Consider the following 26127-nt stretch of genomic DNA (forward strand, 5'->3'; position numbering starts at 1 on the left):
GTTACTCAGAGTCCTGCTTCAATTGGTCGACGCCCATGTGTCCGGCATCGTCCATGCCGGAAAATTGCGCCGTCGATGCGCCCTGCGAAGGTGTTTCGCAAGCCGCAGGGATAGGTTCGGGTCCGATAAAGTGCAGCCAGCGGGACAGCGCGTCATTGGCTCGCTGTGCCGCCCGTGCGTCGGTCAGGCCGACATGTACCACATTTTCGCGCCCAAGCGCCAATGACAATATGGTGCGTGGGACCGGCAATGCCAATCCCTTGCGCCCGGAACCTTCGTCATCGGTTCCGACACGCCATGCCTGTGCCAGTTTCCCGGCGCCGTCGGGGGCGGCGTCGGACGCATGGTACAGCGCGTACAGCCTGCCGCTACGCGCCGCCTTATCGATCGCGGTGCCGCCGATGACGACGAAGCCGGACTTCGCCTCCAGCCCCAGCCGGTCGAGCGCATGCCGCCGAAGCGCATCCTCGACCAGTTGCGGCAGGTCGGCCGGAATCGTCAGCGCCGCGCCCTTGAACGCCCGCGCCAACGCGCCCTTCAGCTTCCCCTTGGCCATCGCCGTTTCCAGCTCGGCCCGGCTCACGCCGATCCACGCGCCACGGCCGGGGGCCTTGGCACGCACATCGGGCAGCACGTCGCCATCGGGCGACAGGGCGAGCCGCACAAGCCCGTCGCGCGAGCCATGCTCACGCGACAGGATGCAGCTGCGCTCGGGGCTGTCGGTTAGCCGCGCGGTGTCATTGGTCGGATTCCGCAACTGCGTCCTCCGATTCTTCGGTCGCCGCGTCTTCATCGGCGAACCAATGGGCGCGGGCGGCCATGATGATCTCGTTACCCTGCTCGTCGCTCAGGCCATATTCGGCGAGGATGCCGCCCTTGGGCGCTTCGCGCTTCGGGGCATCGTCGCCGCGACGGCGCGGTTCGGCCTTCTTCTTTTCGACCAGTTCGTCGGTCGCGAGGTCGGCGAGATCGTCGAGCGTCTTGATGCCGGCCTTGCCGAGCGTGACCAGCATCGCTTCGGTCAGGTACGGCAGTTCGGCCAGTGCATCCTCGACGCCCAAAGCGGTCCGCTCTTCGCGAGCGGCCTGTTCGCGGCGTTCGATCGCTTCCTGCGCACGGCTCTGCAGCTCCTGCGCAAGGTCTTCGTCGAAGCCTTCGATGCTCGCCAGTTCCTCGATCTCGACATAGGCAACTTCTTCGAGTTCGCCGAAGCCTTCGGCGACCAGCAGCTGCGCCAGCGTCTCGTCGACGTCGAGCTCCTTCTCGAACATGCCCGAGCGTTCGATGAATTCCTTCTGCCGCTTTTCCGACGCATCGGCTTCGGTCAGGATGTCGATCGCCTTGCCGGTCAGCTGGCTGGCGAGGCGGACATTCTGGCCGCGACGACCGATGGCGAGCGACAACTGATCATCGGGAACGACGACTTCGATGCGGTCCTCTTCCTCGTCCAGCACCACGCGCGCGACGTTCGCCGGCTGCAGCGCGTTGACGACGAAGGTCGCGGTGTCGGGCGACCACGGGATGATGTCGATCTTTTCGCCCTGCATTTCCTGCACGACCGCCTGCACGCGGCTGCCCTTCATGCCGACGCAGGCGCCGACCGGATCGATCGAGCCGTCATGCGAAATGACGCCGATCTTGGCACGCGACCCCGGATCGCGGGCGGCGGCCTTGATCTCGATGATGCCGTCGTAGATTTCGGGCACTTCCTGCGCGAACAGCTTCTTCATGAAGTCGGGATGCGCGCGGCTGAGGAAGATCTGCGGACCGCGGTTTTCGCGGCGGACGTTCAGGATCAGCGAACGGACGCGGTCGCCGACGCGGACGGCTTCGCGCGGGATCTGCTGGTCGCGGCGGATGACGCCTTCGGCGCGGCCGAGATCGACGACGACGTGACCGAATTCGACCCGCTTGACGACGCCGGTGATGATCTCACCCTGACGGTCCTTGAATTCTTCGAACTGGCGCTCGCGCTCGGCGTCGCGGACCTTCTGCAGGATGACCTGCTTCGATGCCTGCGCCTGGATGCGACCGAATTCGATCGGGGGCAGCGGATCGACGATATAGTCGCCGACGGTCGCGCCCTTCTGAAGCCGCTGCGCGTCCTTCTCGCCGATCTGCTTGAAGTGATCGTCGACCAGTTCGACGACTTCGAGCACGCGCCACAGGCGAAGGTCGCCGGTCTGCGGATCGAGCTTCGCACGGATGTCGTTTTCCGACCCGTAGCGCGTCTTGGCGGCGCGCTGGATCGCGTCCTCCATCGCCTCGATCACGATGGCCTTGTCGATCATCTTTTCCGATGCGACCGAATTCGCGATCGCGATCAGTTCCGCCCGGTTGGCGGTGACGGCGGTGGCCATGTCAGTTCAGTCCTTCTGCGTCAGCCGGTTCGTCGTCGGCAGGTTCGTCTTCGAATTCGTCGGCACCCTCGGCAGAGAGCGGCGCGGTCGCCTTGAGCAAGGCGTCGGTAATCAGCAGCTTGGCATCGATGATCGCGGCGAAGGGGACGGTCATCGCCTTGTGCTTGCGCACGTCGATGCTGACCTGATCGCCGTCGGTGCCGAGCAGGATGCCGGTCAGCTGCTTGCGATTGTCGATCGGGGCGTCGAGCGTCACGCGCGCCTCGAACCCCTTCCAGTCGTCATAATCGGCAAGGCGCGTCAGCGGCCGGTCGATGCCGGGCGACGATACCTCCAGCCGATACGCCTCCTCGATCGGGTCGTTCTCGTCGAGTAGGTCGGAGATGCGGCGCGACAGTTCGGCGCAGTCGTCGATGGTCAGCTGGCGCGTGTCGGGGCGTTCGGCCATGATCTGCAGCGTCGGGTCCGACTTGCCGCCCATCATCTTCACGCGCACGAGCGCAAAGCCCAGCGCCTTGGCCTCCGGTTCGATCAGTCGCGTCAGTTCGGCGATATCCGCCATGCCGTCTCCATCAGATGCACCGCTTCGTTGCCGGTCCCTGTCGGGGCCGGCCTCGGCACGTTGGCGATGTCGAGGAAGCACGGTCCATATATGTAAAAAACCATGTCCGGGCAAGGGGCGCCGGATCGACCCCGCCCTGCGGCGCGTTGCCGCAGGCAAGAACGATGCTCTCGAGAGGATTCCCGTGATGTTGCCATTCCATGCGCTGATCCCCGCCGCGATGTTGCTGGTCGCGTGCAACGGCGGCGGGGCCGATGCGCCGGGCACGGTGTCGCCCGCGCCGACCGCCACTCCGACGCCCACGCCCTCCCCGACCGCCACCACCCCGACCGGCGGGGTGCCGTTCGCGACTCGCGAGGTCGCGACGTTCAACGCACCTTGGGCGATGACCTTCCTGCCCGACGGACGGATGCTGGTGACCGAAAAGGGGGGCACGCTGGTGCTGGTCAGTGCCGATGGCAGCCAGAAGACGACCGCCGCGACGATCCCGGTCGATTCGGCGGGGCAAGGCGGGCTGATGGACGTGGTCCTCGCCCCCGACTTCGCCAGCAGCCGGCGGGTGTATCTGAGCTATTCGGTGGCGGGTGACGGCGGCAAGGGCGTGGTGCTGGCGCGCGGGGTGCTCGACGGCAATCGGGTGACCGGAATCAGCGAACTGTTCCGCGCGACGCCGTTCGTCAGCGGCGACGGCCATTATTCGGGCCGCATCGCCTTTGCCCCCGATGGCCAGCACCTGTTCTTCACCAATGGCGAACGGCAGAAATTCGATCCGGCACAGGACCCCAAGGCGACCCTGGGCAAGGTGCTGCGCCTGACGCTCGACGGAAAGCCCGCGGGCGATCCGGGACTGACAGCCAAGGGCTTCCATCCCGCCGTCTGGTCGTACGGCCACCGCAACCTGCTGGGCATCGCGTTCGACGCGCAGGGCAATTTGTGGGAGCAGGAAATGGGGCCGAAGGGCGGCGACGAGGTCAATCTGATCCTGCCCGGCCGCAATTATGGCTATCCTTTGGTGTCGGAGGGGGACCATTATGACGGCCGGCCGATCCCGCGCCATTCGACCCGCCCCGATCTGGAGGCGCCCAAGGTCGCGTGGAACCCGGTGATCTCGCCGGGCGGGCTGATCGTCTATTCGGGCAAGCTGTTCCCGCAATATGCCGGCGACCTGTTCATCGGCGGCCTGTCGAGCGAGGCGCTGGTCCGGGTCGATGTCAACGGCACCAATGCCGCCAAGGGCGACCAGTGGCCGATGAACGCCCGCATCCGCGAGGTGGAGGAAGGGCCGGATGGCGCGATCTGGGTGTTGCAGGACGGGAGCAATGCCAAGCTGCTGAAGCTGACTCCGCGCAGCTGACGCCGCCATGGTCGATCGCCTGCCGCCGCCCGACCCCGTGCCGCTCGCGCCGTTCGCAGCGGTGTTCGCCGATCCGGGGTTCGCCTTCGGATCGTGGGGCGGCGGCGGATCGACCGATGGGGTGGTGGAGATGCCCTATTTCCAGCTGTCGGCAGAGGCCGGGGCCTTCGTCCAGGCGGCCTATGCCGCGCATTGGGTACGACCGGATATCGATTGGTCGACCTTTGCGGGCAGCGAAGCCTATCGGTCGCTGCGAGACGATCCGGCACGGGTCGCCATGGCCGATACCGACCTGCTGGCAAGGATGCTGACGATGCTCATCCGGGGCGATCGGTTCAGCGAGGGGTTGCTCGCTGCCGCCTTTGCGGACGGAACCCTGCCCGCCATCGCCCGGCGTATGGCGGTGTTAGCCGAGCAGGCGTAGCGTCACCGGGTCGCGCGCGCCTGCGTAAAAAGCGTCGAGGACTGCGGCGAAGCGCGGTTCGGTATTCGCCGTCGCACGCTCGAACAGGGTCATCGACGAGCGCAGCTTCATCGCGTCGATGCTGCCGAGGATGGCGACGATATCCTTGCCGCGATGTGCCAGCAGCGCCTCGGCCGATTCGACCAGCCGCGCGCCGAGCACCGGATGGGCCAGATACGCCCGCGCCTCGGCGAGATCGGCGATGCCATAGGTCTCAGCCATCGCGCTCTGCCCCAGCCCGCGCAGCTGCGGAAAGATGTACCACATCCAGTGGCTGCGCTTGGCCCCGGCGCGCAGTTCGGCGAGCGCGGTGGCATGGTCGCGCTGTTGCGCGATGACGAAGCGGTCGAGCGATCCGGTCATCGGTTCCAGATGGGCACGCGCCGTACCAAGATCAAATTTCTGACAACGCTGACGGTTGATCGGAAGATGTGGATACGATTACGATGGCCGCCTATAATTTCCTTGGGAGGGGATATGCACAAGAGCTGGATGGCGGCCGCGCTGGTTGCCATGGTCGCCGCGCCGGTCGTCGCGCAGAGCGCCGAGGACATGGCCGCCAAGGTCATCAATGCACCGATGCCGGCGAGCCTGAACGTCTATGGCCTGCCCAAGCCGCCGCTGACCCGCGTCAAGGAAGTCGATGGCGGCAAGGTCATCCGCCTCGCCATTCCCGGCGCCGACAAGGATGCATGGAAGATCCAGCTCCAGTCGCCGACCACCGAACCGGTGAAGCAGGGCGACCGCCTCGTCCTCGCCTTCCACGCGCGCGCACACGGCATGGCGCCGGGCACCAAGGCGCGGATCGCGGTGGCCGGTATCCAGCTGAACAAGGAACCGTACAGCCAGGTCATCGGCGGCCCGATCGAGGTCGGCGAGGCGTTCGAGTTCCATCAGGTGACGGGCAAGGCGGATCGCGACTATGCGGCGGGCGAGCTGATGGCGTCGTTACAGCTGGCGACGGGCAAGCAGGTGTTCGAGTTCGGGCCGATGTTCGTCATCAACCTCGACAAGAAGTGACTGCCGGGGGCCGATCCGCCTGACCCGCAAACGTCATTCCAGCGCAGGCTGGAATCTCCCGGTGGCAGCACGCAGCAAGAGCCGCGGGAGACCCCAGCCTTCGCTGGGGTGACGTACGGTTCGGGTCGGAGATCAGCCCCGCGTCGCGGTCAGGAAATAGTCGAGCGCGATATCGTCGGACAGGGTGAAGCCGCGCGCGGCGGAGAAGGACAGGCCGGCGGGCGGCGACACCGTCATCCCCACCGCCTGCAGATGCGCGGTCAGTTCCGGCGGGGTGAGGAACCGGTCCCAGTCGTGCGTGCCGCGCGGGATCATGCCCGTCCCCTCGGCGACTGTAATCATGGCGAGGCGCGACAGCGCGGTGCGGTTGGGCGTCGACACGACCAGCAGCCCGCCCGGTGCGACCGCATCGGCCAGCCCGCGCACGAAGGCGGCGGGGTCGGCGACATGCTCGATCACCTCCAGCGAGGTGACGAGGTCGAACTGCCGCCCGGCGATCGCTTCCACGCCACCCGCCAGATACTCGATCGACAGGCCGGTGAGCGCCGCATGGGCGGCGGCGGCCCCGATATTTTCGGGCGCGGCGTCGACGCCGGTCACCTGCCCGCCCAACCGGGCGAGCGGTTCGGCGAGGAGCCCGGCGCCGCAGCCGACATCGAGCACCGTCTTGCCGGCCAGCGGCGTGAAGCCGGCCGCATCGCCGTCCCAATGCGAATCGATCGCCGCGCGGAGGTACGCCAGCCGCACCGGGTTCAGCCGGTGGAGCATCGCCGAGCTGCCCTTCGGGTTCCACCAGTCGGCCGCCATCTCGCCGAAATGGGCGGCTTCGCGCGCGACGACGCTTGATTGCGTGGGCGCGGCTTTTTCGGACATAAAGATTGCGTTGCTTGCGTTCGTCATGGCGCTCTCCTATCAGCCGCCGCCATTCCCCCCAAGGATGAATGGCAAAACGCATGGCGCGGATCGTGATGAAGTTCGGTGGCACCTCGATGGCGGGGATCGAACGTATTCGCAACGTCGCCCAGCGCGTGAAGCGCGAGGTGGAGGCCGGCAACCAGGTCGCAGTGGTCGTGTCGGCAATGGCGGGCGACACCGACCGGCTGGTCGGCTTCTGCCGCGAGGCATCGGCGCTGTACGACCCGCGCGAATATGACGCGGTGGTGTCGTCGGGCGAGCAGGTGACCAGCGGGCTGCTGGCGATCGCACTCCAGGCGATCGGCGTGCCGGCGCGCTCGTGGCTCGGCTGGCAATTGCCGATCCGCACCAGCGACGCCCATGCGACCGCGCGGATCGAATCGATCGACACGGCCGCGCTCGACGAGTCGCTCGCCAAGGGCGAAGTGGCGGTGATCCCTGGATTCCAGGGCGTGACCGACGCCAACCGCATCACCACGCTGGGGCGCGGCGGGTCGGACACGTCGGCGGTGGCGATGGCGGCGGCGATGCAGGCCGATCGCTGCGACATCTACACCGATGTCGACGGCGTCTATACTACCGACCCGCGGATCGTGCCGCGTGCGCGCAAGCTGGCGCGGGTGACGTACGAGGAAATGCTCGAACTCGCCTCGGTCGGGGCGAAGGTGCTGCAGACCCGCTCGGTCGGGCTGGCAATGAAGGAAAAGGTCCGCGTGCGCGTGCTGTCGTCGTTCGACGATACCCGCGACGAGGACGGTTATCGTGGAACGCTGATCGTCGGCGAAGAGGAAGTGACGGACATGGAACGGCAGCTCATCACCGGTATCGCCCACGACAAGAACGAGGCGAAGATCACGCTGGTCGCGGTGCCCGACCGCCCCGGCGCGGTGGCATCGATCTTCGCGCCGCTGGCCGGCACCGGCATCAACGTCGACATGATCGTGCAGAACATCGCCCATTCGACCGGGTCGACCGACGTGACCTTCACCGTGCCGTCGGCCGAACTGGCCCGCGCGCTCGACACGCTGGAAAAGGCGAAGGACGATATCGGCTTCCAGAAGGTGCTTCACGACACCCGCGTCGCCAAGGTGTCGGTGGTCGGCGTGGGCATGCGCAGCCATGCCGGCGTCGCCTCGACGATGTTCACCGCGCTGGCCGACCGCGGCATCAATATCCAGGCGATCACCACGTCGGAGATCAAGGTCAGCGTGCTGATCGAAGAGGATTATACCGAGCTCGCGGTGCGCGTGCTGCATACCGCCTACGGGCTGGACGCGGAGGGGTAAGCTCCGAGCGGGACGTTGCAAACCCGGTCCGTTCGTCCTGAGTAGCCATTGAGCGCAGTCGAAAGGGCGTATCGAAGGACATGTGCTTCGATACGGGTCTTCGACAAGCTCAGTCCCTACTCAGCACGAACGGTTTGGTCCCAAACACCAGAACGTCATTATTCTCCGATCAGGTGGACAGCGATCCTTCGCCGGTGCGCCGCGCGGCGGTGTTCGAACAGGTAGATGCCCTGCCACGTGCCGAGCACCGGGCGGTGGCCGATCACCGGAATCGACAGCGATACGTCGGTCAGCGCGGTGCGCAGATGGGCGGGCATGTCGTCCGGCCCCTCCTCGTCATGGGCGTAGCGGTCGCTTTCGGGCGCGATGTGGCGGAAATAGCGTTCGAGGTCGTCGCGCGCCGCCTCGCTGGCGTTTTCCTGTACCAGCAGCGAGGCGGAGGTGTGGCGGCAGAACAGGGTCAGCAGCCCGCTGGCGATGCCGGTCGAATCGACCCAGTGCCGCACCTGTCCCGTGCTCAGCACCAGCCCCTGTCCGTTGGTGGTGACCACCAGCTCGCCATGTTCCTGTCGCATCATCGTCCCTGCTTGCCCGAAGCGGTCGCCCCGCGCTAGGCGGAGGGATGACCAACGCATCGATCGGCGCCGAGCGCCTGGAGCGCCGCATGGCGCGCGGCTGTGACTTCCTGGGCTCCGAAACCGCGATCCTGTGCGGCGCGATGTCGTGGGTGAGCGAGCGCAACCTCGTCGCCGCGATTTCCAATGCCGGCGGGTTCGGCGTCATCGCGTGCGGGGCGATGACCCCCGAGCTGCTCGATGCCGAGATCGCGGGGACCAAGGCGCTGACGAGCAAGCCGTTCGGCGTGAACCTGATCACCATGCACCCGGCGCTGTTCGACCTGATCGAGGTGTGCGCGCGCCACCGCGTCACCCATGTCGTGCTGGCCGGCGGGCTGCCGCCCAAGGGGTCGCTGGAGGCGATCAAGGCGACCGGTGCCAAGGTCATCGCCTTTGCGCCTGCCCTTGCGCTGGCCAAGAAGCTGATCCGGTCGGGCGCCGACGCGCTGGTGATCGAGGGGATGGAGGCCGGCGGGCATATCGGCCCGGTTTCCACCAGCGTGCTGGCGCAGGAAATGCTGCCCGAGGTCGCGGACCAGGTGCCGGTGTTCGTCGCCGGCGGGATCGGCCGGGGCGAGGCGATCGCCGGTTATCTCGACATGGGCGCGGCGGGGGTGCAGCTCGGCACGCGCTTCGTCTGCGCGACCGAATCGATCGCGCACCCGGCGTTCAAGAAGGCGTTTTTGCGGGCGTCGGCGCGTGATGCGGTCGCCAGTGTCCAGATCGACCCGCGCCTGCCGGTGATTCCGGTGCGTGCGCTGAAGAATGCCGGGGGCGAGCTGTTCACCGCCAAGCAGCGCGAAGTGGCGCAGATGCTGGACGAAGGCGGCGTGGCGATGGCCGAGGCGCAGTTGCAGATCGAACATTATTGGGCGGGCGCGCTGCGCCGGGCGGTGATCGACGGCGATGTCGAACATGGCAGCCTGATGGCCGGGCAGTCGGTCGGCATGGTGACGAAGGAGGAACCGGCGGCCGAGATCATCGCGACGCTGATGGCCGAGGCGGCGCAGGCGCTGGAGAAGCGGGCGGCCTGAGGGTCAAAGTTCACTAAGTTCACACTAGCCACGGTTTTGCGCGTGGCGTTTGCGGGTGCCGCGACGGGCGGGCTCAGCCCAAAGTTCACCAAGTTCACACTCGCGGCGAGTTTGCGCGCGCCGTGGCGTTTGCCGTGGTGGCGGGCGGGTGGCGGTCACGATGGGAAAGAGCGTGACGGCAGCGTGGCAGGGTGTGGGCGTGTAGGAAAGCCGGCATTGGCGTGACGTCGATCTCGTGCGGCGTCTGCTGCGTGCTGTTACCGGGAGACCCCAGCCTGCGCTGGGATGACGTTCGTGGTGGGCGGATTTTCGTCGCCCCCCGCCCCTTCACCCCGGATTTCTACTGCCGCCGTAGAAGAAGCGGGACCCCGGGTCAGGCCCGGGGTGACGGGTGGGGCTGGCTATTGTGCCAGTCGACCGGCGCGGCGTTGGGGTGACGCGCGCTTCAAGCCGGCCCATCCTCGCGCAACCAGGCCAGCGCCGCTTCGCGCGAATCGAACATCCGCAGGTGCGGCAGCGCACGTTTCGCCTGCATCGACAGCAGCGCGCTGCTGCGGACCAGCGCGATCTTGCGCGAGGTGGTGCGCGACCGGTCGGCGATCTCGCCCAGCGCGGCGAGGACTTGGGGCGACTGGACGGCGAAGCCGGTAATGTCGAACAGCGCGACCTGCTCGCCCGGACGGACGCCCAGCGCCGGCAGGCGCGTCACCGCATCGCGGATCCCTGCGCCGAAGCGCTGGACGGTGTCGAGGTCCCAATGGCCGAACAGCGCGAAGTCGAGCATCCACGGCGCGGAGGTGATGGCTCCGCGAAAGGCGGGATCGTCGGCGATACGCATGGGAGTCCTGTGCATGGCGGCGCCCGTCGTGTGGCACGGGCCGCAATGTCACAGCATATTGTTTATAAAGCGTTTCTTAAAGAATCGTATCCGTTTCAGTAGGCCCGGCGGATGGCGAATTCGACCGCTTCGATCATCGCATCCTTCGCCGGACCATTGGGAAAGCGGCCGATGGCGTCGATCGCCCGCTGCCCATAATGCCGCGCCCGCGCGAGGGTGTCGTCGACCGCGCGGGTCGAACGGATCAGGGTGATGGCATGCGCCAGATCGGCGTCAGACGCCCGCTTGCCCGACACCGCGTCGCGCCAGAAGGCACGCGATTCCTCGTCGCCGCGGGCATAGGCGAGGATGACGGGCAGCGTCATCTTGCCTTCGCGGAAATCGTCACCGGCGTCCTTGCCCATGGTGTCGGCGTCGGAGACGTAATCGATCGCATCGTCGACCAGCTGGAACGCGATGCCAAGGTTGCGGCCATAGGCGTCCAAGGCGGCCTCGTCGGCGTCGGAGCGGTCGGCGACGATCGCGGCGATGCGGCAGGCGGCGGCGAACAGCGCCGCGGTCTTGGCCCCGATGATGTCGAGATAGCGATCCTCGGGCGTGTCGATGCGGCGGATGGCGGTCAACTGGTTGACCTCCCCTTCCGCGATCACGGCGGAGGCGCCCGACAGGACGCGCAGCGCCTTCAGGCTTTCCGCCTCGACCATCAGTTCGAAGCTCTTGGAAAACAGGAAGTCGCCGACCAGCACGCTGGCGGGATTGCCCCAGATGATGTTGGCGGTGCGCTTGCCCCGGCGCAGGTCGGACCCGTCGACCACATCATCGTGCAGCAGCGTCGCGGTATGGATGAATTCGACCGCCGCCGAGAGCAGGTGGTGGCGCGTGCCACCATAGCCAATCAGCTTGGCACAGGCGAGCGTCAGCATCGGCCGCATCCGCTTGCCCCCGCCGGCGATCAGGTGACCGGCCAGTTCGGGGATCAGCGGGATTTTCGACTGCATGCGATCAAGGATCACCGCGTTGACGCGGTTCATGTCGTCGGCGACCAACGCCATCAGCGGATCGAGGGAGGGGTCGGTCCGCTTGTCGAGGCGGTGCAGGGTAGCCGTCATGTCCCAGCGATGTGGCGGTTCACGCTCTCGAACGCAAGGGAAAGGCGGGGTTGCGCCGCCCGTCCCGTCGCGCGAAAGGGGCGGCACGAACCGGAAGAGGACGCCATGGCCGACGCGACGCTGCAACGATTCCGCCAGAGCATCGACAATATCGATGCCGCGCTGGTGTTCCTGCTGGCCGAACGGTTCAAGGTGACGCAGGCGGTCGGCGAGTACAAGGCCGAGAACGGCCTGCCCCCGGCCGATCCCGGGCGCGAGGAAGCGCAGATCGCACGGTTGCGGTCGCTGGCGCGCGATGCCGATCTCGACCCCGAATTTTCCGAGAAATTCCTGCGCTTCATCATCGACGAGGTGATTCGGCATCACCGATCGCTGCAGGACGGGGACGCGGCGTGAGCGACGACCGGATCGTTTTTGCGCCGGACGATGTCGATCTCACCCGTTCGCCGCTGCGGCGCGACCTGTCCGAGCCGACCTATGTGCTGGGTGCGTTCAACCCGGCGCTGACGCGGTTGCCCAGCGGCAATCTGCTGCTGCTGGTGCGGGTGGCGGAGGCGTTGCGCGAACCGGTGCGCCATGGCTGCGTGCGATCGATCCGCTGGACGGGCGGGCGCTATGTGCTCGACGCGTTTCCGGCCGATGCGGCGGATGTCAGCGATCCGCGGTTCTTTTCCTTGAAGGGCGGGGCCTATCCGTTCCTCGGGCTCACCTCGCTGTCATGGCTGTTGCCGGTCGAGCTGTCGGCGGACGGGCAGCGGGTGGTGGCGGTCCATTACGACCGCGCGGTCGAGCCGTCGGCGGACTATGCCCAGTACGGCGTCGAGGACCCGCGCATCGTGGCGATCGACGGCACGTACTGGATGACGGTGTGCGGCGTGTCGGGCGGGCGGCTGTGTACGGTGATGTACCGGTCGGACGACGGCTTTGCCTGGCGGTCGCAGGGGATCGTGCTCGACCATGGCAACAAGGACATGGTGCCGTTCGAGGGGCGGGTCGGCGACCGGTTCGTGTCGCTCACCCGGCCGCTGTCGGATGCGTGGTTCGTCGCAGCGCCCGATGGCGCGGAAGGGAGCGGACCGAGCATCAACCTCGCGACCTCCCCCGACATGCTGCACTGGCGGCCTTTGGCGGAACCGGCTTTGCGGCCGTTGAAGGGCGCGGCGGCGTATAAGCTGGGCGGCGGGACCCCGCCGGTGCGGACGAAGCGCGGGTGGATGATGCTGTATCACGGCGTCGAGAAACAGGGCGCGGTCGGGGTGTATCGGACGTACCGGGCGTTGATCGATGCCGAGGCTCGCGAGGTGCGGGAGCGGGACGAGACGCGGCCGGTGCTGGAGGCGGCGTCCGCGTTGATCGCGCCGATCGCGCATCAGGCGTATCTGCCGCAGCCGGTGGTGTTCACGACGGGAATCGTGGCGGATGGCGAGGACTGGATCGTGGCGTCGGGCGAGGCGGATCTGGCGTGTCGGTTGACGCGGGTGGCTGGCGCGCGGTTGGACTGAGCGCCCTGCCCCTGCCCCTTCCCCGTTATCCCCACCCCGTTTGCTTCGAGCGCAGGTTCGAGCCTGTCGAGAACCGAAGTCGAGAAGGGGCTGCCCCAAACGAGCAAGTTCTCGACGGACGCTTCTCGACAAGCTCGAAGCTGCTCGAACCGAACGGGGTGGGATGAAGGGGTGGTGTGTGAGGTCAGATCCCCAACCACACCCGCAGCGGATTGGCCGGGTCGGCCACCAGCTTCACCGTCAGCGCCAGCGACACCACCACCAGCAGCGGGCGGATCGCCCTGCCCCCGAACCGGATCGCCAGCGCCGCGCCGAGTTGTCCGCCGGCCACGCTCGCCACCGCCATCGACAGCCCCAGTACCCACCACACATGGCCGCCCGCGACCAGTACGATGACGCCGGCGAGATTGCTGGCGAGGTTCAGCAGCTTGGTATGCCCGACCGCCCGCGTCGCGCCCATGCCGGCGGCAGTGACGAGCAGCAGGGTGAAGAAGGAGCCGGTGCCGGGACCGAAGAACCCGTCATAGGTGCCGATCGCCGCCACCGCGAGCAGCAGCCCGGCGGGCGCGAGGCGGGTGTGGGTGTCGACGTCCGACAGGCGCGGGCCGAACAGGAAATACAGCGCCATCGCGACCAGCAGCACCGGCAGCAGCCCGGCAAGGAACTGCGGGTCGATCGCCTGCACCAGCGCCGCGCCGACCGCCGCGCCACCGAACGAGGCGAGCGCCAACCGCCACGAGCGGCGCAGGTCGATATGCCCCTTGCGCCAGAAGGCGAAGGTCGCGCCGGCGGTGCCGAACGCGCTTTGCAGCTTGTTGGTGCCGAGCGCCATGACCGGCGGCACGCCGGCGGCGAGCAGCGCGGGGATGGTGATGAGCCCGCCCCCGCCCGCCATCGCGTCGATGGTGCCGGCGCAGAAGGCGACCAGCATGAGCAGGGCGATGAGGTCGATGTCCATGGGGTGCGCGTAGCGGGGAAGGCGGCTGCGGGGAACCTCCCGGCTAGCCCTTATCCTTTCGTCACTCCCGCGAAGGCGGGAGTCCATAGACGCTGCCGCCGCGGCTCCATCGCCGACCTCGGCGTGTATGGATTCCCGCCTGCGCGGGAATGACGATGATGGGAAGGCCCGCCCGGTCGACAAGGCGACATACCCGGTCAGAGAATGGGATCAGTGGGGAGCTTCTGTTGCCCGGTGCTCCCCGTACCGCTGGAATCCGATTCTGTTGCCCGGTTCGGTCCAACCGCGCTATTTTGGAGTAACTTCAGGCCGTGAGGCCCTTAGTTACGCCGCAATCGCGAGTGCTTCGTTATCGTTGGCACTTGTGTGTATGGGCCGTTGCGGTGGTCCCATTCCGAACGAAAACAGCGCTTTTCAACACACGTCGATCCTGGTTCGGCCCCATCAGCTGAGCCGCTGGGTCGGCACGCTTCACGCGTGTCGACCATCCGGCGCAGGTGGTGGAGCCGCCGGGTACTGCCCCCGGGTCCGCTGCGTCTATTGCACGCCGCCATTTATCGTCATAGCCGGCTGGAAGCCGGCGAGAGGGGATATAGGCGCTTGTCCCGGCTTTGAAAAGAAGCGGACTTCCCTTGCGCGCGATGCGGTGGCATGGGCGACAGGATCATGCTGACCCAGCGTTCCCGCTATGCGCTGCGCGCGATGCTGTTCCTTGCCGAACAGCCGGCGGGCGAGGCCCCGATGCCGATGCACCGCATCGCCACCGCCGCGAACGTGCCGCGCAAGTTCCTCGAACTGATCCTCGCCGACCTGCGCGAGGCGGGGTTCCTGTCGTCGACGCGCGGCAAGGCGGGGGGCTATCACCTCGCGCGGCCAGCGCACCTGATTTCGCTGGGCGAGATCATCCGCGTGATCGAAGGGCCGCTGGCGCTGGTGCCCTGCGTCAGCCGCACCGCGTACCGCCCGTGCGGCGACTGCAAGGACGAGGCGAGCTGCGCCATCCGTCATGCGATGGCGCGGGTACGGGACGAGACGGCACGAATCCTCGACGGGACCAGCCTGGCGGCAGCGGCGGCGCAGGAGCTGGCGGCGGCATAAGCGTATCCCCGCGCAGGCGGGGATCCAGGGTTACAGGCGGCGAGCGTCGCTTTCTTGGCTCTGGACCCCCGCCTGCGCGGGGGTACGGCATCATTCCGACAGCGTCTTGCCCGCGCGCAATTCGTCGCGGATTTCGCGCAGCAGCGCGATTTCGGGCGGGTCGGCGGCGGGGGTGACGTCGCCGGTCTTCTGTTCCTGATGCACCGTCGCGATGGCACGGTTCACGAACTTGACCAGCAGGAACACGATGAAAGCGAGGATGACGAAATTGATCACCACGCTGACGAACTGGCCGTAGCCGAACAGCGGCACGCCAGCGGCCTTCAGCGCGCTATAGCTGTCCGGGCTACCCTTATAGGTCGCCGGGATCGGGCCGAGCTTGATGAAATAGCTCGAAAAATCGAACCCGCCGAAGATGTAGCCGATCACCGGCATGATGATGTCGTCGGTCAGCGATTTGGTGATCGTGCCGAACGCCGCGCCGATGATGACCCCGACCGCGAGGTCGAGCACGTTGCCGCGCGCGACGAACGTGCGAAATTCCTTGAGCATGGACCTGGCCCTCCCGTCTCTGCTTGAGGGTGGCATAGTGCTTCGATACCATGGTGCCAGGCAAGCACCGGACAGGATGATATACATGCGGCGGGCGATGGTGGTGATGATGGCGGTGCCGCTGGCGGCATGCGGCGTGAACAGCGTGCCGACCGCCGAGGAAGAGGTGAACGCCCGGTGGGGCGAGGTGCAGAACCAGTATCAGCGCCGTGCCGACCTGATCCCCAACCTCGTCGCGACGGTGAAGGGATTCGCCGGACAGGAGGAACGCGTGCTGACGCAGGTGACGCAAGCGCGCGCGAACGCGACGTCGATCAACGTCACCACCGACGACCTGTCCGACCCGGCGACGTTCCAGCGGTTCCAGGCGGCACAGAACCAGCTGACCCAGGCGCTGGGCCAGTTGCGCACGGTGGTCGAGGCGTATCCACAGCTGACCAGCAACCAGAATTTCCTGTCGCTGCAATCGCAGCTGGAGGGTACCGAGAACCGCATCGCGATCGCCCGGCGCGATTATAACGAGGCGGTGCAGGCATATAACACCCGCATCCGCACCTTCCCCGACGCGGTCGGCGCGCGCATCTTCTATGGCGCCAAGCCCAAGCAGAGCTTTCAGGCGCAGGCCGGGGCGGAGGTCGCGCCGCAGGTCAATTTCGGCAATTCGAACTGACGCGCGGCCCGATGCGGCGCCTGTTGATCTGCCTGTGGATAAGTTTGTGGACAGTCTGCGCACTGCCCGCCGCCGCGCAGACATTTCCGAAGTTCACCGGGCTGGTCGTCGACGATGCCAACGTCCTGCCGGCGGAAACTCGCGCCGACCTTACGCAGAAATTGCTGGTTTTACAGAAGGATACCAAGCGGCAGTTCGTCGTGGCGACGATCGGCGACACCCAAGGCTATCCGCTGGAGGAGTATGGCTATCGGCTGGGCCGAGCCTGGGGCGTGGGCCTCAAGGATGTGGATAACGGCGCGATCCTGTTCATTGCGCCGAACAATCCCGCGGGGCAACGCGGACCGCGGCTGGAGGTCGGTTATGGCCTCGAACCGATCCTGACCGACGCGATATCGAGTGCGATCATCCAGCAGCAGATGATGCCGAAGCTGAAGGACGGCGACGTGCCCGGCGCGATGACCGCCGGAGCGGATGCGGTGATCGCGCAATTGCGGCTGAGCCCCGAGGAAGCGCAGGCGCGGGTCGATGCCGCGGCGGCGGCGTTCGACCGGGGCCGGCGTCAGCAGCCACGATCGGGCGGGAGCGGCCTGCCGACCGGCGCGATCTTCTTCATCGCGATCGGGGTCATCATCTTCTGCATGCTGGTCTTTTCGGGACGGCGGCGGCGCGCCGGGCCATGGGGCCGGACGCATCGCAGCAGCACGGCGGGCGACGTCGCGCAGGTCGTGTTGTGGTCGATCGCCGACGAACTGGCGCGTGGTGCCGCACGCGGCGGCAGCCGTGGCGGGGGCTGGTCGGGCGGCGGATCGTCGGGCGGGTGGGGTGGCGGCGGCTTTACCGGTGGCGGCGGCGGATCGTTCGGCGGCGGCGGCGCTTCCGGGAATTGGTGATGCACCTGAACGATACCGACCGGGCGCGCATCCGCGATGCGGTGGCGCAGGCCGAATCGGCGACCGAGGGCGAGATCGTCGTCGTGCTCGCCCGGCGGTCCGACGCCTATCATGATGTAGGGCTGCACATGGCGGTGCTGGCGATGCTGCTGGTGCTGGTCGGCACCGCATTGTGGCCGGGCTGGCTGCTCGCCTTTCATGCTTGGGTCGAGCCGTGGGGCGATGCCCCTACCCCGCTGTTCCTGCTGTCGACACTGGCGTGGGTGCAGGGCGCGGTGTTCCTGATCGTGCGCTATGGCTGTGCGTGGATGCCGCTCCGCATGGCGCTGACCCCGGCGGCGACCAAGGCGCGGCGGGTCCATGCGCGCGCGCTGCTGCTGTTCCGTGCCGCCGCCGAACGCCGCACGGTCGCGGCGACGGGCGTGCTGCTGTACCTGTCGCTCGACGAACATCGCGCCGAACTGATCGCCGAGGCCGCGATTCACGACCGGGTCGATCCGGCACTATGGGGCGATGCGCTGGCGGCGTTGCTGGTGGCGTTGAAGCAGGACCGGCCGGCCGACGGGATCGTCGCGGCGGTGGGCGCGATCGGCGCGGTGCTCGCCGAACATTTTCCGACAGGAGCCAGACCGATGAACGAACTTCCCGACCGGTTGATCGAACTATGATCGATGCCGATGCCCCCGAAGAGGTGATGTGGGCCGGGCGCTTCATCACCGCGAAGAAGCGTGGCCGCTGGGAATATGTCGGGCGCGCGAACGGGATCGGCGCGGCGGTGATCGTCGCGATCGATGACGGCCATGTGCTGCTGGTCGAGCAATATCGCGTGCCGCTGGGGCGCAACTGCATCGAACTGCCCGCCGGACTGGTCGGCGACGATGCGGCGGGCGAAGCGGCGGCGGTGGCGGCGACGCGCGAGCTGGAGGAGGAGACCGGCTATCGCGCAGGGTCGATGGTGCCGCTTGGCGAATATCATTCGTCGCCGGGGATGGTGTCGGAGAGTTTCACGCTGTTTCGCGCCGGTGATCTGGTGAAGGTCGGTGAGGGTGGCGGGGTGCCCGGCGAGGATATCGTCGTGCATCGGGTGCCGCTGGAGGGCGTGGCCGGGTTCGTGGCCGGGCAGCGGGCGGCGGGCAAGGCGGTCGATGTGAAGTTGTTGCTGTTGTTGGCGCCGGTTCTGTTGGGGTGAGTTTCAGGCGAAGGTTAGCCCGGGGTACTACCCGTCACTCCGGACTTGATCCGGGGCGACGCTTTTTGGACTGGCGATTGTAGAAGGAAGAAGCGGGACCCCGGGTCAAGCCCGGGGTGACGGGTGGGGTTGGGGTTGGAACCCACACGCCGTTTGCGCTGCCTCGATCCCGTCTCCGTCCCCTACGCCCTCCGTTTGCTTCGAGCGGAGGTTCGAGCCTGTCGAGAACCGTAGTCGAGAAGGGGTGCCCCGAGAAACGCGTTCTCGACGGACGCTTCTCGACAGGCTCGAAGCTGCTCGAACCGAACGGGGGGCGTGGGAACCGGCCGGTCAGCCCTTGTGGGTGCCGCTGGGACCCGCACTCGGCGTGGGCGTCGGCACCCGGCAGGGCACGATATTCTTCGGCTCCGGTCGCGGGCCTTCGGGGGTGAACATCGCGATATAGCCGCCGGCCGAGGGCATCTTCTGCAGCTCGACCATCCGGTAGCCGACCGCCTCGAACTCGCATTTCAGCAGCGCAGGCGGGGTGCCGTGATTCTGGGTGCGGCGGTCGGCGTCGACCACCACCACGCGCCCGCCGGGGCGCAGCGAGGGGCGCAGGTTCCACAGGAAGGCGTAGGGCTCGGCGATCTCGTGGTACATGTGGACCATCAGCACCCGGTCGAAGCTGTCGACCGGCAGCTTGGCATCGTCGGGTTCGCCCAGCCGGACGCTGACATTGTCGAGGCGTTCGCGCGCGACCCGGTGCGCCAGCGCGTCGCGGATCTGCGGGATGATGTCCTCGGCCAGCACGCGGCCGTCGTCGCCGACCCGCTGTGCCAGGCGGATGGTGTAATAGCCCTCGCCCGCGCCGATATCGGCGACGGTCATGCCTGGCGCGATGCCGGCCTTGTCCATCACCAGCTCGGCCTCGTTCAGCCGGTCGCGCGCTTCCTCGGTCGACCAGCGCGCCGACACGATCGTCGCCACGGGCCGGTCGGCCTTGGGAAAGTCCGGCTTGTCCTCCCGCTGCGCATTGGCGATCGGGTTCGGCTGCGTCGCGTCGCAGCCGGCCAGAATCAGCAGCGCGGGGAGGACGGCGCGGTGCATCTCAGTCGACATCCTCGACATCGACCTTCTCGCCCGTGACCCGTTGCGACAGCGCCGCCGCCATGAACGGGTCGAGCGCACCGTCCAGCACGTCGCCGGGCGCGGTCGAGACGACGCCGGTGCGCAGGTCCTTCACCATCTGATAGGGTTGCAGGACATAGGAGCGGATCTGGTGGCCCCAGCCGATATCGGTCTTGGTCGCGTTCTCGGCATTGGCCTCCGCCTCGCGGATCGCCAGCTCGCGCTCATACAGGCGGGCGCGCAGCTGGTTATAGGCCTCGGCCTTGTTCTTGTGCTGCGACCGCTGGTTCTGGCACTGCACCACGATGCCGGTCGGGATATGGGTGATGCGCACCGCCGAATCGGTGGTGTTGATGTGCTGCCCGCCGGCGCCCGACGCGCGATAGGTGTCGATGCGCAGGTCGCTTTCGTTATACTCGACCTCGATATTGTCGTCGATCACCGGATAGACCCAGACGGACGCGAACGAGGTGTGGCGCCGTGCCGCGCTGTCATAGGGGCTGATGCGGACGAGGCGGTGGACGCCGCCCTCGGTCTTGGCGAAACCGTACGCGTTCTCGCCCTTCAGCAGCAGCGTCGCCGACTTGATGCCCGCCTGTTCGCCCGAATGCTGGTCGACCAGCTCGACCTTCAGCCCGCGGCGTTCGGCCCAGCGGGTGTACATGCGTTGCAGCATGCCGGCCCAGTCCTGGCTCTCCGTCCCGCCGGCACCGGCGTTGATCTCGATATAGGTGTCGTTGGCATCGGCCTCGCCCGACAGCAGCGCCTGCACCTTGTCGTGATCGGCACGCTTCGCGAGTTCGGCGAGGTTGGCGACGCCTTCGTCGGCCATCTCGGCATCGCCCTCGGCCTCGGCCATCTCGATCAGTTCGACCGTGTCGGACAGCTCACGCTCGATGGTGCGGGTGGCGGTGATCGCCTCGTCCAGCCGGCGGCGTTCGCGCATCACTTCCTGCGCGGCCTTGGGATCGTTCCACAATGCCTGGTCCTCGACGCGCGCGTTCAGCTCGTCCAACCGGCGCAGCGCGCGGTCCCAATCGAGGAAGCGGCGCAGCAGCGCGAGGGCATCGTTGATCTTGTCTACATGGGCTTGCGCTTCGGCGCGCATGGGGGAAACTCCGGAAAAACGTCATCAGGGGGAATGCCGCCGATATAGGGCGCGCGCTAGTAGATTCCCCCTTCGCGTTGCAAGAAGTCGCTGTCGCGCGGTTGCGCCTGTCGTTGGACCGGCGCGGCGCGGGTCGGGTCGCGGGTGACGGGCGCGCGCGCCTCGCCCAGCCGGCCGGTGGCGCGGCGCGCCTCCGTCTCGGGCTTGAACGCTTCCCAGATGATGCCGGCCTTGGGGTCGGTCGTCGGCCAGCCGCCATAGACCGGACGGCCGCTGGCGCGGTCGATGCGGACCATGCGGATGCCGGCGGGCGCGCGGAACGGCAGCACCTCCATGTCCTTGTACGCCTTGACCGCGAAGCTCTTGTAGATCGGCGCGGCGATCGTGCCGCCCTGCGCATAGCCGCCCAGATTGCGCGGCGTGTCGAAGCCCAGATACAGGCCGGCGATCATCTGCGGCGTGCCGCCGACGAACCATACGTCGGTGGGACCGGTCGAGGTGCCGGTCTTGCCCATGATCGGGCGGCCGAGATCGCGCAGGGTGGTCGCCGTGCCGCGCTGGATCACCCCCTCCATGATGTGCACCATCTGGTAGGCGCTCATCGCGTCCATGATCTGGCGCGACTTGATCTGCGGACGCGGCATCGGCTTGCCGTCCCAGTCGGGCGCGTTGCAGCCGTCGCAGGCGCGCCAGTTTTCGGGCAGGATCACCTTGCCGCGCCGGTCCTGCACGAAATCGATCACGGTGGGTTTGAGCTCGCGGCCCTGATTGGCGAGGATCGAGTACGCATTGACCATGCGCATGACCGTCGTCTCGCCCGCGCCCAGCGCATAAGAGAGGTACGGCGGGAACTTGGTGTCGCTGACGCCGACGCGCTGGATCAGGTCGTTGACCTTGTCCATGCCGGTCTGTGCGGCGGCGCGCACCGTCATCAGGTTGCGCGACTGTTCGACGCCCCAGCGCATGGTGTGCGGCCCGGCGCCGCCGCCGCCGAAGTTGCGGAAGCATTTCTGGCCCAGCCGCCCGCCCTGGTTCACGCAGAACGGGCCGTCGACGATGATCGAGGCCGGGGTCATCCCCGCCTCCAGCGCGGCGGCATAGACGATCGGCTTGATGGTCGATCCGGGCTGGCGCATCGCCTGGGTCGCGCGGTTGAACGACTGGATGCGGCTGTCGAAGCCGCCCTGCATGGCGAGGATGCGGCCGGTGCGCGGGTCCTCGACCACCATGCCGCCCGACACGCGCGGGACCGAGCGCAACGACCACTGGCTGCCGGCAGGGGCCACTGCGAGGATGTCGCCGGGCAGGATCGCGGCGAAGGCGGTGCCGCCCTGCCCCCGGACCGGCATCACCGCATTGCCGCGCGGCAGGACGCCGGTGCGCCCGTCGGCGAAACCGATCCGCGCCTCGCCGCCATCCTTGGCGATGACGATGGCGGCCTGCCAGTCCTGATAATCGATGGCGATGTTGGTGTTAAGCAACGCCGACTGCCAATTGTCCTCGTCGACCTCCAGCCGCGGCTTGTTGAGCGGGCCGGACCAGCCACGCCCCGAATCGAAGCGGATCAGGCCTGAACGCAGCGCGTCCTGCGCATCCTGCTGAATCTTCGGGTCGAGCGAGGTGCGCACCCACAGCCCGCCGGCATAGACGCTGTGCGGACCGTCCTTCGCATTCTCGCCGAACCGGTCGAGCAGCTGGCGGCGCACTTCCTCGATGAAGTAGCCGCCGGCGGTTTCCTGTCGCGGGGTCTGGCGCGGGATGGTGCCGAGCGGTTGGGCGACCGCCGCCGCACGCTGGGCCGGCGTGATGAAGCCGTTGCGCTCCATTTCGCCCAGCACCCAGTTGCGCCGGGCGATCGCGCGATCATAGCCACGTTCGGGGGTGTAATTGGACGGCCCCTTGGGCAGGATCGCCAGATAGGCCATTTGCGGCAGCGTCAGCTCGCGCAGTTCCTTGCCGAAATAGGCGTGGCTCGCCGCCTCGACGCCGAACGCGTTCCGGCCGAGCGCGATCTGGTTGAGATAGAGTTCGAGGATCTGCTGCTTGGTCAGCGCGCTTTCGATGCGATAGGCGAGCAACGCCTCCTTCGCCTTGCGGACATAGCTGACCTCGTTGGTCAGCAGCAGGTTCTTCGCCACCTGTTGCGTGATGGTCGACGCGCCGATCGGGCGGCCGCTGCGCGTCAGGTTGGTGAAGACCGCCGCCGCGATGCCGGGATAATCGACGCCGTGATGTTCGAAGAAGGTGCGATCTTCCGCCGCCAGGAACGCGCGGACCAGCAGCGGGGGATATTCGGCATAGGACAGCTGCACGCGGCGTTCGCGGGCATAGCTGTGGATCGGATCGCCCTCGATCCCCCGGACATTGGTCGGCAGCGGCGGTTCATAGGCGCGCAGCGAATCGACCGAGGGCAGCGTGCGCCACAGCAACAGCCAGATCAGGAACACGCCGATCCCGGCCAGCAGGAACGCGAAGGCCGGCAGGCGGAACCACCACCGCCGCCGGATACGGGCGAAACGGGCGCGCCAGCCTGGGCGGGCGGCGTCGGGAGTGGCTTCGGTGTCGGATACGCTCATCGCCCGCGCGGTTTAGCAGGTTTGGGCGTGGGGGAAAGCGGGGCGTTTCTTGGGCCTCGCCCCGGATACGTCATCCCAGCGAAGGCTGGGATCTCCCGGTTGTAGCATGGGACAGGAGCCGATGGAGGCCCCAGCCTGCGCTGGGGCGACGTGTGTGGCGAGAAAGCTACCGCCCCGCCCCATCCGCCACCAGCGCGTCGGACAACAACGCCCGGATGGCACGCAGTTCGGTGATGCGCGCTGCGCGGCGTGGCGCCGGGGCGACCGGCAGCGGGGCCTTGGCCTCCTGCGCCAGCAATTGCTGCACGCCGCGCACGGTATAGCCCTGTTCGCCCAGCAGGCCGTGAATGCGACGCAGCAGCGCCACATCCTCCGGCCGGTAATGGCGGCGGTCGCCGGCGCGGGTCAGCGGCTTGATCTGCGGGAAGCGCCCTTCCCAATAGCGCAGCTTGTGCTGCGGCACCCCCAGTTCGCGCGCGACCTCACCGATCGTGCGATAGGCGCCGGCCGATTTGTCGACGGGGGGCGCCAATCGGGTCCGATCAGCCCGCCGCGACGATGCGGTCGCGCATCATCTGGCTGGCACGGAAGGTGAGCACCCGCCGCGGCGCGATCGGCACCTCGACCCCGGTCTTGGGATTGCGGCCGACGCGTTCGCCCTTGTCGCGCAGGACGAAGCTGCCGAAGCCCGAAATCTTGACGTTCTCGCCCTTGGCGAGCGCCTCGCACAGATGCCCCAGAATCTGTTCGACCACGCGCGCGGAATCGGCGCGCGACAGGCCGATTTCGCGGTGCATCTCTTCGGCAAGGTCCGCGCGGGTCAGCGTGCCATCGGTTGCCATCGGTTCTGTTCCCCTTCGAAATACGACGAACCGATAGCAGGCCGTATACGAAGATTCAAAAATACGAAAGGATTACCAACGCACTACGGCGGCGCCCCAAGTAAAGCCACCCCCCATCGCCTCCAGCACGACAATATCGCCGCGCTTGATCCGCCCGTCCTTGACCGCGACGTCGAGCGCCAGGGGAACCGAGGCTGCGGACGTGTTGGCGTGCCGGTCGACGGTGACGACCACCTTTTCAGGGGCGAGGCTCAGCTTGCGCGCGGTCGCATCGAGGATGCGGGCATTGGCCTGATGCGGCACGACCCAGTCGACATCGGCCGGGGTCAGCCCGGCGAGGTCGAGCGATTCGCCCATGACGGCGGCAAGGTTGACCACCGCATGGCGGAACACTTCCTTGCCCTTCATGCGCAGCTTGCCGACGGTGCCGGTGGTCGACGGGCCGCCATCGACGTAGAGCAGCTGGTTGTGGCGACCGTCGGCGTGGAGCCGGGTCGACAGGATGCCGCGTCCGTCCGAATCGTCCTGCGCCTCGAGCACGATCGCGCCCGCGCCGTCGCCGAACAGGACGCAGGTCGTGCGATCCTCCCAGTCGAGGATGCGGCTGAAGGTTTCGGCCCCGATCACCAGCGCGCGGCGATGGACGCCGGCCCGCAGCATCGAATCGGCGACCTGCACCGCGTAGAGGAACCCCGAACAGACCGCCGCGACGTCGAACGCGACGCAATCGTCGATGCCCAAAGCCGCCTGCACCTTGGTCGCGGTCGCCGGGAAGGTCTGGTCCGGGGTGGCGGTCGCCAGCACGATCAGGTCGATCTGTCCCGGTTCCAGCCCGGCGGCGGCGATCGCGGCGCGCGCGGCATCGGTCGCCAGCGACGAGGTCGTCTCATGCTCGGCGGCGATGTGGCGGAAACGGATGCCGGTGCGCTCGACGATCCATTCGTCGGAGGTATCGACCCGCTCGGCCAGGTCGGCGTTGGAGACGCGGTTGGCGGGGAGCGCCGATCCGGTGCCGGTGACGATCGCGCGAATCATGCTGCCTGTGCCTCGATACCGGCCAGATCGCTGGCGATGCTGCGGGTGAGGTCGTCGCGCACCATCTTGGCGGCGACCTGGATCGCGTTCGACACGCCGATCGCATTGGCGCTGCCATGGCTCTTCACCACCAGCCCGTTGAGGCCGAGGAAGACCGCGCCATTATGGTTGTTGGGGTCGAGATGGTGGCGCAGCAGCTCGGTCGCCGGCTTCGAGATCAGGAACCCGATCTTCGAGCGGACCGACGAACGGAACGCCCGCTTGAGCAGGTCGGCGACGAAGCGTGCCGTCCCCTCCGCCGTCTTCAGCGCGATATTGCCGGAAAAGCCGTCGCAGACGACGACATCGACCTGCCCGCGCGACAGGCGATCGCCCTCGATATAGCCGGTGAAGGTCATCGGCAGATGCGGCGAGGCGCGCAGCGTCGCCGCCGCTTCCCGCACGCTGTCGATGCCCTTCAGCTCCTCGGTGCCGATGTTCAGCAGCGCGACGCGGGGGGATTCGAGGTCCAATGCGGTGCGGGCATAGGCGGCGCCCATCACCGCGAACTGCACGAGGTTGCGCGCATCGCATTCGGCATTGGCGCCGAGGTCGAGCATGACGAGGTCGTTGTCGCCGAGGCTCGGCAGCAACGCCGCCAGCGCCGGCCGGTCGATGCCGGGCATGGTGCGCAGCGCGAGCTTCGCCATCGCCATCAGCGCGCCGGTATTGCCCGACGACACGGCGGCGGCGGCGCGCCCCTGCTTCACCAGGTTGATGGCGATGCCCATCGACGTGGTCTTCGCCCGGCGAATCGCCTGGCTGGGCTTGTCGGAAGAACCGACAACCTCAGGCGCGTGGACGATTTCCGACGCGGCACTGAGGTTGGGATGCGATTCGAGACCGGCGCGAATCGCCGCCTCGTCGCCGACCAGCAGGAAGCGCATCGATTCGTGGCGTCGCCGTGCATGGGCGACGCCCGCCAGCATGGTGGCAAGCCCTTCGTCACCGCCCATCGCGTCGATGGCGATCCAGGACCCGTCAGCCATGCGTGCCT

29 protein-coding genes and 1 other RNA gene are annotated in these 26127 nt (G+C 67.5%); 12 read left to right on the forward strand and 18 right to left on the reverse strand.

Going from position 1 to position 26127, the window contains the following annotated elements:
• Position 1 precedes the first annotated feature (1 nt).
• The 3 genes from AVT10_RS13525 to rimP are packed head-to-tail and all read right to left on the reverse strand — an operon-like array spanning position 2 to position 2922.
• Positions 2–757, reverse strand: coding sequence for a DUF448 domain-containing protein (locus AVT10_RS13525; RefSeq protein ID WP_066692408.1), 756 nt, complete (start codon positions 755–757; stop codon positions 2–4).
• Entirely contained in the window at positions 738–2360 is a 1623-nt protein-coding gene (gene nusA / locus AVT10_RS13530) for a transcription termination factor NusA (protein ID WP_066692412.1), read from the reverse strand. The genes AVT10_RS13525 and nusA overlap by 20 nt, the downstream gene beginning before the upstream one ends.
• A 1-nt stretch (position 2361) precedes the next feature.
• Positions 2362–2922 (reverse strand): ribosome maturation protein RimP, encoded by a 561-nt coding sequence (gene rimP / locus AVT10_RS13535; RefSeq protein ID WP_066692415.1) that lies wholly within the window; start codon positions 2920–2922, stop codon positions 2362–2364.
• A gap of 187 nt (positions 2923–3109) precedes the next feature.
• Between rimP and AVT10_RS13540 the strand changes: the two genes are divergently transcribed.
• Both AVT10_RS13540 and AVT10_RS13545 read left to right on the forward strand, forming a co-directional pair.
• Positions 3110–4276: a PQQ-dependent sugar dehydrogenase gene (locus tag AVT10_RS13540; RefSeq protein WP_198158590.1), complete on the forward strand. Its 1167-nt coding sequence runs from the start codon at positions 3110–3112 to the stop codon at positions 4274–4276.
• Between the two features lie 7 nt (positions 4277–4283).
• Complete coding sequence (locus tag AVT10_RS13545) at positions 4284–4700, forward strand: DUF6508 domain-containing protein (protein WP_066692422.1); 417 nt, start codon at positions 4284–4286, stop codon at positions 4698–4700.
• Here the strand turns inward: AVT10_RS13545 and AVT10_RS13550 are convergent.
• On the reverse strand, positions 4683–5102 hold the full coding sequence (locus tag AVT10_RS13550) for a DUF1810 domain-containing protein (RefSeq protein WP_066692425.1): 420 nt from the start codon (positions 5100–5102) through the stop codon (positions 4683–4685). The two genes, AVT10_RS13545 and AVT10_RS13550, sit on opposite strands and share 18 nt — an antisense overlap.
• 114 nt (positions 5103–5216) lie before the next feature.
• On the opposite strand from AVT10_RS13550, the gene AVT10_RS13555 reads away from it, so the two are divergent.
• Positions 5217–5759 carry a hypothetical protein gene (locus AVT10_RS13555; RefSeq protein ID WP_066692428.1) on the forward strand — a complete coding sequence of 181 codons (543 nt, stop codon included), beginning with the start codon at positions 5217–5219 and terminating at the stop codon, positions 5757–5759.
• A gap of 132 nt (positions 5760–5891) precedes the next feature.
• Here the strand turns inward: AVT10_RS13555 and ubiG are convergent, their stop codons facing one another.
• Complete coding sequence (ubiG, locus tag AVT10_RS13560) at positions 5892–6659, reverse strand: bifunctional 2-polyprenyl-6-hydroxyphenol methylase/3-demethylubiquinol 3-O-methyltransferase UbiG (protein WP_084401703.1); 768 nt, start codon at positions 6657–6659, stop codon at positions 5892–5894.
• A gap of 53 nt (positions 6660–6712) precedes the next feature.
• On the opposite strand from ubiG, the gene AVT10_RS13565 reads away from it, so the two are divergent.
• Positions 6713–7960, forward strand: coding sequence for an aspartate kinase (locus AVT10_RS13565; protein WP_066692430.1), 1248 nt, complete (start codon positions 6713–6715; stop codon positions 7958–7960).
• Between the two features lie 158 nt (positions 7961–8118).
• Here the strand turns inward: AVT10_RS13565 and AVT10_RS13570 are convergent, their stop codons facing one another.
• The gene (locus AVT10_RS13570; protein WP_066692817.1) at positions 8119–8535 is read right to left on the reverse strand and encodes a secondary thiamine-phosphate synthase enzyme YjbQ; all 417 of its coding nucleotides are present in this window, start codon (positions 8533–8535) and stop codon (positions 8119–8121) included.
• 89 nt (positions 8536–8624) lie between these two features.
• Between AVT10_RS13570 and AVT10_RS13575 the strand changes: the two genes are divergently transcribed.
• Positions 8625–9611: an NAD(P)H-dependent flavin oxidoreductase gene (locus tag AVT10_RS13575; RefSeq protein ID WP_084401733.1), complete on the forward strand. Its 987-nt coding sequence runs from the start codon at positions 8625–8627 to the stop codon at positions 9609–9611.
• Positions 9612–10056: 445 nt separating this feature from the next.
• On the opposite strand, the gene AVT10_RS13580 is transcribed toward AVT10_RS13575, so the two are convergent.
• A complete protein-coding gene (locus AVT10_RS13580) occupies positions 10057–10449 on the reverse strand; it encodes a hypothetical protein (RefSeq protein ID WP_066692436.1) in 393 nt (130 codons plus the stop codon).
• Positions 10450–10544: 95 nt separating this feature from the next.
• On the reverse strand, positions 10545–11558 hold the full coding sequence (locus tag AVT10_RS13585; protein ID WP_066692439.1) for a polyprenyl synthetase family protein: 1014 nt from the start codon (positions 11556–11558) through the stop codon (positions 10545–10547).
• 105 nt (positions 11559–11663) lie between these two features.
• Here AVT10_RS13585 and AVT10_RS13590 point away from each other — a divergent pair, with 105 nt between their 5' ends.
• Entirely contained in the window at positions 11664–11954 is a 291-nt protein-coding gene (locus tag AVT10_RS13590) for a chorismate mutase (RefSeq protein ID WP_066692442.1), read from the forward strand.
• Complete coding sequence (locus tag AVT10_RS13595) at positions 11951–13060, forward strand: glycosidase (protein WP_066692444.1); 1110 nt, start codon at positions 11951–11953, stop codon at positions 13058–13060. The genes AVT10_RS13590 and AVT10_RS13595 overlap by 4 nt, the downstream gene beginning before the upstream one ends.
• A 184-nt stretch (positions 13061–13244) precedes the next feature.
• Here the strand turns inward: AVT10_RS13595 and AVT10_RS13600 are convergent, their stop codons facing one another.
• Together AVT10_RS13600 and ssrA are read right to left on the reverse strand one after the other, a co-directional pair.
• Positions 13245–14018: a TSUP family transporter gene (locus AVT10_RS13600; RefSeq protein ID WP_066692445.1), complete on the reverse strand. Its 774-nt coding sequence runs from the start codon at positions 14016–14018 to the stop codon at positions 13245–13247.
• 251 nt (positions 14019–14269) lie between these two features.
• Positions 14270–14640, reverse strand: a transfer-messenger RNA (tmRNA) gene (gene ssrA / locus AVT10_RS13605).
• Positions 14641–14684: 44 nt separating this feature from the next.
• Here ssrA and AVT10_RS13610 point away from each other — a divergent pair.
• The gene (locus tag AVT10_RS13610) at positions 14685–15116 is read left to right on the forward strand and encodes an RrF2 family transcriptional regulator (protein ID WP_055759141.1); all 432 of its coding nucleotides are present in this window, start codon (positions 14685–14687) and stop codon (positions 15114–15116) included.
• A gap of 90 nt (positions 15117–15206) precedes the next feature.
• Here AVT10_RS13610 and mscL read toward each other — a convergent pair whose 3' ends face one another.
• Positions 15207–15668 carry a large conductance mechanosensitive channel protein MscL gene (mscL, locus tag AVT10_RS13615; protein ID WP_066692448.1) on the reverse strand — a complete coding sequence of 154 codons (462 nt, stop codon included), beginning with the start codon at positions 15666–15668 and terminating at the stop codon, positions 15207–15209.
• Positions 15669–15753: 85 nt separating this feature from the next.
• Here mscL and AVT10_RS13620 point away from each other — a divergent pair, with 85 nt between their 5' ends.
• From AVT10_RS13620 to AVT10_RS13635, 4 genes are read left to right on the forward strand one after another with little or no spacing between them, the layout of a single operon-like run.
• Positions 15754–16338 (forward strand): LemA family protein, encoded by a 585-nt coding sequence (locus AVT10_RS13620; protein ID WP_420038510.1) that lies wholly within the window; start codon positions 15754–15756, stop codon positions 16336–16338.
• Between the two features lie 11 nt (positions 16339–16349).
• On the forward strand, positions 16350–17231 hold the full coding sequence (locus tag AVT10_RS13625) for a TPM domain-containing protein (protein ID WP_066692452.1): 882 nt from the start codon (positions 16350–16352) through the stop codon (positions 17229–17231).
• Entirely contained in the window at positions 17231–17899 is a 669-nt protein-coding gene (locus tag AVT10_RS13630) for a TPM domain-containing protein (RefSeq protein WP_084401704.1), read from the forward strand. Before AVT10_RS13625 ends, AVT10_RS13630 begins: the two co-directional genes overlap by 1 nt.
• On the forward strand, positions 17896–18420 hold the full coding sequence (locus AVT10_RS13635) for an NUDIX hydrolase (protein WP_066692456.1): 525 nt from the start codon (positions 17896–17898) through the stop codon (positions 18418–18420). The genes AVT10_RS13630 and AVT10_RS13635 overlap by 4 nt, the downstream gene beginning before the upstream one ends.
• A 330-nt stretch (positions 18421–18750) precedes the next feature.
• Here the strand turns inward: AVT10_RS13635 and AVT10_RS13640 are convergent, their stop codons facing one another.
• The 7 genes from AVT10_RS13640 to plsX all read right to left on the reverse strand — a co-directional run bounded on the left by AVT10_RS13640 (position 18751) and on the right by plsX (position 26119).
• The gene (locus tag AVT10_RS13640; protein ID WP_084401706.1) at positions 18751–19509 is read right to left on the reverse strand and encodes a class I SAM-dependent methyltransferase; all 759 of its coding nucleotides are present in this window, start codon (positions 19507–19509) and stop codon (positions 18751–18753) included.
• Position 19510: 1 nt separating this feature from the next.
• Positions 19511–20638 carry a peptide chain release factor 2 gene (prfB, locus tag AVT10_RS13645; RefSeq protein ID WP_066692462.1) on the reverse strand — a complete coding sequence of 376 codons (1128 nt, stop codon included), beginning with the start codon at positions 20636–20638 and terminating at the stop codon, positions 19511–19513.
• 56 nt (positions 20639–20694) lie between these two features.
• Positions 20695–23214: a penicillin-binding protein 1A gene (locus AVT10_RS13650; RefSeq protein WP_066692465.1), complete on the reverse strand. Its 2520-nt coding sequence runs from the start codon at positions 23212–23214 to the stop codon at positions 20695–20697.
• Between the two features lie 166 nt (positions 23215–23380).
• On the reverse strand, positions 23381–23746 hold the full coding sequence (locus AVT10_RS13655; protein WP_066692467.1) for a MerR family transcriptional regulator: 366 nt from the start codon (positions 23744–23746) through the stop codon (positions 23381–23383).
• Between the two features lie 10 nt (positions 23747–23756).
• Positions 23757–24056 carry an integration host factor subunit alpha gene (locus AVT10_RS13660; RefSeq protein WP_066692468.1) on the reverse strand — a complete coding sequence of 100 codons (300 nt, stop codon included), beginning with the start codon at positions 24054–24056 and terminating at the stop codon, positions 23757–23759.
• 72 nt (positions 24057–24128) lie between these two features.
• Complete coding sequence (locus AVT10_RS13665) at positions 24129–25091, reverse strand: beta-ketoacyl-ACP synthase III (protein WP_066692470.1); 963 nt, start codon at positions 25089–25091, stop codon at positions 24129–24131.
• Positions 25088–26119, reverse strand: coding sequence for a phosphate acyltransferase PlsX (gene plsX / locus AVT10_RS13670; protein WP_066692471.1), 1032 nt, complete (start codon positions 26117–26119; stop codon positions 25088–25090). The genes AVT10_RS13665 and plsX overlap by 4 nt, the downstream gene beginning before the upstream one ends.
• Positions 26120–26127 lie beyond the last annotated feature (8 nt).

The sequence above is a fragment of the Sphingomonas hankookensis genome (assembly GCF_001619955.1).
Lineage (GTDB): Bacteria > Pseudomonadota > Alphaproteobacteria > Sphingomonadales > Sphingomonadaceae > Sphingomonas > Sphingomonas hankookensis_A.